The 7,326-nt window shown below is 70.9% G+C and carries 7 protein-coding genes; 3 read left to right on the top strand and 4 right to left on the bottom strand.

Annotation, left to right across the window (positions count from 1 at the left end; translation table 11 throughout):
* A partial coding sequence (locus N869_RS02900; RefSeq protein ID WP_408606338.1) for a YveK family protein occupies positions 1-801 on the bottom strand: 801 nt, incomplete at its 3' end.
* Positions 802-866: 65 nt separating this feature from the next.
* A complete protein-coding gene (locus N869_RS02895) occupies positions 867-2,399 on the bottom strand; it encodes a lipopolysaccharide biosynthesis protein (protein ID WP_035057547.1) in 1,533 nt (510 codons plus the stop codon).
* A gap of 330 nt (positions 2,400-2,729) precedes the next feature.
* Between N869_RS02895 and N869_RS17240 the strand changes: the two genes are divergently transcribed.
* The 3 genes from N869_RS17240 (at position 2,730) to N869_RS02880 (ending at position 6,733) form a co-directional block, all read left to right on the top strand.
* Positions 2,730-3,761 carry a phosphoribosyltransferase gene (locus N869_RS17240; protein WP_035057545.1) on the top strand — a complete coding sequence of 344 codons (1,032 nt, stop codon included), beginning with the start codon at positions 2,730-2,732 and terminating at the stop codon, positions 3,759-3,761.
* A gap of 239 nt (positions 3,762-4,000) precedes the next feature.
* A complete protein-coding gene (locus N869_RS02885) occupies positions 4,001-5,557 on the top strand; it encodes a sugar transferase (protein ID WP_052104897.1) in 1,557 nt (518 codons plus the stop codon).
* A 198-nt stretch (positions 5,558-5,755) separates the two neighbouring features.
* On the top strand, positions 5,756-6,733 hold the full coding sequence (locus N869_RS02880) for a hypothetical protein (protein ID WP_035057542.1): 978 nt from the start codon (positions 5,756-5,758) through the stop codon (positions 6,731-6,733).
* Here the strand turns inward: N869_RS02880 and N869_RS02875 are convergent.
* Both N869_RS02875 and N869_RS17235 read right to left on the bottom strand, forming a co-directional pair.
* Positions 6,726-7,052 carry a hypothetical protein gene (locus tag N869_RS02875; RefSeq protein WP_052104896.1) on the bottom strand — a complete coding sequence of 109 codons (327 nt, stop codon included), beginning with the start codon at positions 7,050-7,052 and terminating at the stop codon, positions 6,726-6,728. The genes N869_RS02880 and N869_RS02875 overlap by 8 nt on opposite strands.
* Entirely contained in the window at positions 7,013-7,222 is a 210-nt protein-coding gene (locus N869_RS17235; RefSeq protein ID WP_035057540.1) for a hypothetical protein, read from the bottom strand. The genes N869_RS02875 and N869_RS17235 overlap by 40 nt, the downstream gene beginning before the upstream one ends.
* Between the last annotated feature and the right edge of the window lie 104 nt (positions 7,223-7,326).

Genomic DNA, 7,326 nt, shown 5'->3' with positions numbered 1-7,326 from the left:
CCCGTCGACCACGGCGGGCCTGGCGCCCGGGGCGGTGACCACCGCGACGCGCCTGACCTGCGGGTCGTGGCGTGCCCGCAGGACGACGGACTCCCAGAAGGCCTCGTCGCGGTCGCCGACGAGGCCGTCGAGCACGGGCCACGCTGCCACGGCTCGGACATCGGCCGCCGCGAGCACCCTGCGGTCGAGCCGCTCGAGCAGGAGCATCGCGCCCCACCCGAGCAGCAGGCCCACGGCACCGCCGACGAGGGGTGCCGCCCCGGCGAGACCGGTGCTGATCTCGGGTTCGGTGGGTTCGCCGAGGGGCACGAGGTTGCCGGTGGGCAGGTGCGGGGACGGGCTGTCCGCGGTCACGAGGGCGCTGAGCTCCTCGAAGTACCCCCGGGCCTCGTCCTCGGTCGCGGCCCTGAAGCTGACGCGCACCACCCGTGTGCCCAGGACGTGGACGGCGTCGACCCCGGCCTGGACGTCGTCGCGGTCCATCCCGGTTCCCTCGGCGAGGGCGTCGAGCAGGAGGGTGTCCTCCTCCAGGACGAGCTCGTAGGTCCGCGCCAGGACCCCGGCGTCGTAGGCGTTGGTCGGCAGCTCGGTCACCGGCGGTGGCGGTTCGTCCGGTTCCGGCACCGGCTGCGGTGGGGCGACCGGGACGATGTACTGCCCCTGCCCCGTCCACGTCGTCTCGGCCGTCTGCTCCGTCGCCCACGCTGCTGACATGCCGCACACCAGTGCGACGACCAGGCCCACGGGCCAGAAGCGCCGGATGGCCGTCGTGCCTGAGGTGGCCCCCTGTCGGTCTGCCACGATGTCCCCTCTCCTCACGTCCCGACCTGCATGCAGGATCCCGTCGGGCGGTCCCGCACCTTCGTTCACCGACTGCTGGTCCCGGCTCGCCGAGATCCCGGTACTGCGTCCCCTCCCTTCGGTCGGCGTCTTCCGGGGCGCAACCGCGCGGGCAACGACCCGACGGCCTGGTTGATGGTCGGACGGCACAGCAGGTAGGCCCCGCCCACGTACACCGCGCCCCCGAGACCGCAGACCAACGCGACGTACGACCAACCGGACAGGTCCACCAGCTGGTTGGCGCCGAGCACCGACGCGGCCGCCACGCCGGAGACGAGCAGCACCAACCAGGTCTGGGCGTAGGTCCGCCACGCGACCCCGTCCAGGCGCCGCACCGCGATGGCGCGCACGGGCCACACCAGCACCGCCCATGCGGCGAGTGCCAGGGCCACGGCCTCCAGGCCCTGGTCGGCGAAGACGACGACCAGGACGATCTGGACGGCGATCTCCAGCGCCATGACGGAGAGCTCGACACCCGGCCGTCCTGTGGACGTCAGGTAGGAGCGGTGGAACGTGCCCAACCCGTAGACGATGGACCGGAACGAGAGGATCGCGGCGACTCCGGCCGCGGGCACCCACTGCTCGCCGAACACCGCAGGGACCACGACCGCGCTGGTCAGGGACAGCATCACCAGGGCCGGGACGAGCACCAGGCTCCCGATGGCCATCCCGTTGCCCAGCGCGCTGCCCAGGCGGGGCAGGTCGTCGCGGAGCCGGGCGAACACGGGGCTGGCGACACGGCCGAACACCGCCGCACCCAGGTCCATGATGACGTTGACCAGCCGCAGCGCCACGGTCCACAGGCCCAGTGCCACCGTGCCCAGGAGCACACCGACGAGCAGTGCCTCGCCCTCCTCCCGGGCCTTCTTGAGCAGCTGCACCGACATGGACCTGGAGCCGAAGACGAGCATCTCGCGGGATGCCGGGCGGGAGAAGCTCCACGAGGGCCGGAAGTCGCTGGCCCGCCAGAGCATCACGAACGCAACCAGGGAACGGACCAGGGTCTGGCCCACCAGGGCCCAGACCCCGGCGCCTGCGAACGCGAGGCCCACGGCCGCGACGATCGACAGCCCCGTCGCCAGGACCTGCCTCATGGCGAGCTCGCGGAAGCGCAGCTCACGCTGCAGGAGCCCGGCCGGCACGACCGACAGCGCAGAGACCAGGAGCGCGACCGAGAGCGCGGGTACCACCTGGGCGAAGGCCGGGACGTCCAGGGCCCGGCCCAGCGCCGGGGCCGTGAACGCCAGGACCGGCGCCAGGACCAGTCCGAACGCCGAGGAGAGGTAGAACGCCGTGCTCGTGACCGCCTGGTCCAGGGTCCGTCGCTGCACCAGGTACACGGTGAACCCGCCGTCGGTCACGACGGTCAGCAGGATGATGAAGACCATCGCCAGCGCGACGATCCCGAACTCCTCGGGCGTCAGGAGCCGCCCGAGGATCACGAAGCCGACGAGGGTGCTGCCCCGCACCATCCACTTCTCGAACGCGGACCACATCACCCCGTGGGCGGCGCGCCCACGGAGGTCCTGGGGCGGGGCAGGTGCCGCGGGCCCGGTCACAGGCCCACCACGGCACGCAGACCGCGGGACGCGGTCCGGGTGGCGGAAGGGATCACGCGAAGTCCTCCGTGGGCCGAGGGCGGGTGTACCGACGGTGACCGTCACGGCACACGACGCTCACCGGCGCGTCGTCGGGCTGAGAACACACAGTAGCGCCCACCTTCGGAATATGCACCGATGCATTCGAGCGGTCCCGTCGAGTCACTGATGTTCTGACCGGTCCGCACAGTTCGCCCGAAATCCGCCCTGGCACTAATCAACGTTCACCGGTAAAGTCCCGCCAATTCCCCACGCCACGCCCCCACGACCCCCGACGAACGAGGCCACAGCATGGAGTTCCGTAGCGTGCACCAGCTCAGCGTCGATGTGGCGCGGTGGTCCGAGACCCTGCCCGAGGACGTGGACCTCGTCGCCGGCATCCCTCGCAGCGGGATGCTGCCCGCGACGATGCTGGCCCTGCACATGCACCGCCCCCTGACCGACCTGGACGGGCTGATCGAGGGACGCGTCCTGCGGTGCGGGGAGCGCCTGTCGTCCGAACGGGCACCCGACGCGATCGAGGGTGCGCGGCGGATCCTGGTCGTGGACGACAGCACCAACCGCGGCGGCGCCATCCGCAGGGCCAAGATGCTCGTCGCCCAGGCACCACACCTTCGCGGCCGCGTGGTGTGGGGTGCCCCGTACGCGGCCCAGGGCGCGGCCGAGGGCCTGCTGGACCACTGGTACGAGAAGGTCAGCCGGCCCCGCGCCTTCGAGTGGAACATCATGCACCACAGCGGCCTGGTCGAGGCGTGCGTCGACCTCGACTCCGTCCTGATCGGCCGCCGACCCGACGAGCCCCTGCCACCAGCACCGCGCCTGACCCCGGGATCGGAGGTCGGGTGGCTCGTGACCTCCCGCGACCCGGCCGGGCGCCCAGGCCTGGAGAGCTGGCTCGAGGAGCACGGATTCCGTTGGCGGCACCTGGTGATGAGCGACGACCCGGCCCACCGCCCCGACTCCACGGGCGGGCACCTCGCGTCGGACCCCGCGCGCCGCAAGTCCACCCTCTACGACGCCGCCCACGCCTGGCTCTTCATCGAGGGCGACCCCGACCAGGCCCGTGCGATCACCGAGGCCACCGGCCGGCCGGTGTACTGCACCGAGCGTCGCGCCATGCTCTACCCCGGCGTGCCGGAGGGGGCTCCTCCTCGCCCGGGGGACGCGGCCCGGTGGCGTCGACGTGAGGCCGTCCGCCTGCAGCGGCGGCGCGCCCAGCACTGGCGGAACCGGCTCGGCGGCTCCCTGCGCCGCGCCGACGAGATCTGGCGCCTCGCGACCCACCGGCACCAGACCACCTCGCCCGGTTTGCCCGACTCGTGATCTCTTGACCCCTCGTGGGCACCCCATATACTCACCGCTCCTTTGCTCCGTAAAGGACCTACAGATGTGACGTACGTGACAGCAACTTGTGACGTCCAGAGTTTTCACAGAAGTAACGAATGAGACGTGCAGGAGCGTCACCCGATCGGCATAGTGGGCGGCACCTGAAGTGTGGGCTGCGCGACCACGTCGACCACGTGATCGCCACAGGGGGCCCGAACCACGAACCAGGAGGATCAATGAACCTAGGAGCGCTCTCACATCTGCCGTCGGGGAAGACCGCTGCCGAGACCACCGCGTCCTCGACAGCGCCACAGACCGTCAGCCCCTCCATCCCGGCCGCTGCGCAACGAGGCGCCTCCTGCCGCAAGCACCACGACGCCTGGCTCGGCGCGTACGTCCGCACGCTCGTCGTCCTCGACGCGCTGGTCGTCACCGCCGCCATGCTCATCGCCTACGTCCTGCGTTTCGAGGACGCCACCTGGAGCCCGCCGACCGTCGCGGGGTCCTTCTCACCGTCCTACCTCGCGGTCTCGGTGGTCCTGGCGACCGCATGGTTCGCCGCGCTCGAGCTCGGACGGACCCGGGACCACCGCGAGCTCGGCTCTGGCCCGACCGAGTACGCACGGGTGTTCCGGGTGTCCTGGCAGCTCTTCGCCCTGGTGGCGATCATCGCGTTCGTGCTGCGACTGGACATGGCCCGCGGGTACCTCGCGATCGCGTTCCCGGTCGGGGTCGTCATGCTGCTCGGCGCGCGCCACCTCGCCAGGCGTCGACTGGTCGCCCGCCGCAGGGCCGGTAGCTGCATGACCACCGTCCTGGTGGTCGGAGAACCGCCCAAGGCCGCCGACCTCATCGAACAGCTCGGGTCCAACCCCGCATCCGGTCACCACGTGCGGGGGGTGTGCGTGACCTCGAGCGCACCGATGGTCGACGAGGTCGCCGGGGTGCCCGTGCTGGGGGGGATCTCGGACGTGGTCGCGGCCGCCGAGCAGATCGGCGCCGACAAGGTGGCCGTCACCGGGTCGGAGGTGCTGACCTCCAAGGCCGTGCGCCAGCTCAGCTGGGACCTGGAAGGCAGCGGGGTCGAGCTGGCCCTCGCACCAGGCCTCGCCGAGGTCGCGAGCCCTCGGGTCCAGACCAGCCTCGTGAACGGCACCGCACTGGTGCACGTCGACGAGCCGCAGTTCAGCGGGTCCAAGTACTTCATCAAGTCGGTGACCGACTGGGTCGCCGCTCTGGTCCTGACCGTCGCGCTCGCGCCGGCACTCGTCGGGATCGCCGCACTGGTCAAGATGACGAGCCCGGGGCCGGTGTTCTACAAGCAGGAGCGGATCGGCCGGAACGGCGTCCCCTTCCTGATGTGGAAGTTCCGCTCCATGAGCGTGGGCGCTCACGAGATGCGCCACGAGCTCTCGCACCTGGACGAGGGACAAGGAGCCCTCTTCAAGGTCAAGGACGACCCACGGGTCACACCCGTCGGCCGAGTCATCCGGCGGTACTCCCTGGACGAGCTGCCGCAGCTGTTCAACGTGCTCCGTGGGGAGATGAGTCTGGTCGGACCCCGTCCCAACCTCCCCGACGAGGTGAGCACCTACGAACGCCACGTCCACCGACGCCTGTACGTCAAGCCCGGGCTGACCGGTCTGTGGCAGGTGAGCGGAAGGTCCGAGCTGTCCTGGGAGGAGTCGGTTCGGCTGGACCTGTACTACGCCGAGAACTGGACGCCTTTTGGTGACTTTCTGGTGCTTCTTCGCACCATCAAGGTGATTATCTCACCCACCGGCGCCTATTGATCACGACTTGATCACGACGCGGAGGGGCCGGGCACCAGAGATGGTGCCCGGCCCCTCCGCGTTTCGCCCGAATCCACCGCTCTGTTACGCGCAGATGTGAAACATGTCACCGCCGTGAGAACTCAATGTGATATACGGTCCGCCGATCCCCGGGGTGTGTCGCTTTTCCTTTGACCCCGCCCCTTGAGGATCTTTCTCGTGAACCACCACCGCCCCGCCCCCTCGACCCTGCGCACCGCCCCCCAGCGCCGGCACCGACGGCTCGCCGTAGCACTCACCGCCCTCGCAGCCCTCACGGTGAGCGCCTCGCCCGCCGCAGCCGGCGAACCGGGACCCACCACCGACGGCGTGTTCACCACCCCCACGCCGACCGATCAGACCGAGCTCACGTGGGCCCCACCACAGCTCGAGAATCCGGAGATCATCGACGTCTCCGCCAACCGACGGTGGATGCGGCTCGACGACAACCGGGACTACGTGCTGCGCATGCCCCCCCACCAGCTACGTGGGGCGCGCGGCATCAGCGTCGTCGGCGGGCGCAACGTCGTGCTCATCGGCGGCACCATCCTCATCCCGGGTGGGACCCCCGACGACGGCATCAGCAACCGGGCCCTGTACTTCAAGGACCAGACCGGTGTGCTGCACGTCGAAGGACTTCACCTGACCGGCACCGGCATGGGCGAAGGGATCCAGCTCGACCAGCGCAAGGGCGCGATCGTCCAGCTGCAGAACATTCGCGTCGAGACCGTCCGAGGCTCGCAGGACGGCCACCACGCCGACATCATCCAGACCTGGGCCGGGCCCCGCGTGCTGCGTGTGGACCGCCTCTCCGGATCGACCGACTACCAGGGCCTGTTCCTGCTGCCCAACCAGTTCGGCACGCAGGCCGAGCCCGAGGTGATGGACCTGCGACGGATGGACATCAGAGGCACCTGGCGCAGCGCCTACCTGATGTGGCGCGACCGTCGGTCGTGGCCGCTGGAGGTCCAGGACGTGTGGCTCACACCGCGCGCTCTCCACATCAGCCCGAGCCTCTACCTGTGGCCCAAGGGAACGACCGGCCCCGGGACCGAGGCGTGGTCGGACATCGAGCTCGGGACCCCGCCCGGCGGGCAGTTCGTCCCCCCCGGCACCGCCGGCCTCGGCTACGTCTCCCCCGGTTACGCGATCAACTGACCGGCCCTTCAGCCGGGACCTGCGACTCGTCGGGCCCACGGCTCTGCAGGAAGAAGGCACCCAGCGCACCCGCGAGGGTCGCGAAGACCGCCACCGAGTAGACACCCAGCACCACCTCCACGACCCTGGCCGCCCCTGCGGGGGAGGCCAGGGTCGACCCCGTCACGGTGGAGTGCGCCGCCCCGTGCAGGGCCTCGGCGTAGGAGTCGAAGGCGTCCAGGATGAACAGCAGCCGGCTCGACGCCAGGCACCCCGGACCTGCCGCGCACCCCGGGGACGTCAGGCGTGCGCGGCAGGGAGGTCGGCGAGCACCGACCACAGCGAGCGCAGGTCCGGGTACGTGCGGTCGGGCAGCTCACCCAGACGCGCGATCACCGCCGGGCGCGCGCCGCCCAGGACGGCAGCAGTCACCAGTGCGCTGACCCCGCAGGGGCCCTGCGCCAGGGCCGGGCCGGCGACACGGGCGATCTCGATCTGGGTGGCTCTCATCGGGGCTGGTCCTCCGCATGTGGGTGCTCGCGGGCACAGCGTGCACCAGGCCCTCGGCGGGCACCTGGGACGAGGGTCCCCCGCAGCCGGTGACCCGTGGGCCC

It is taken from the genome of Cellulomonas bogoriensis 69B4 = DSM 16987 (assembly GCF_000767165.1).
Lineage (GTDB): Bacteria > Actinomycetota > Actinomycetes > Actinomycetales > Cellulomonadaceae > Actinotalea > Actinotalea bogoriensis.
Note: the sequence above shows the minus strand (reverse complement) of the source record. Positions and strands in the feature narration are given on the sequence as shown.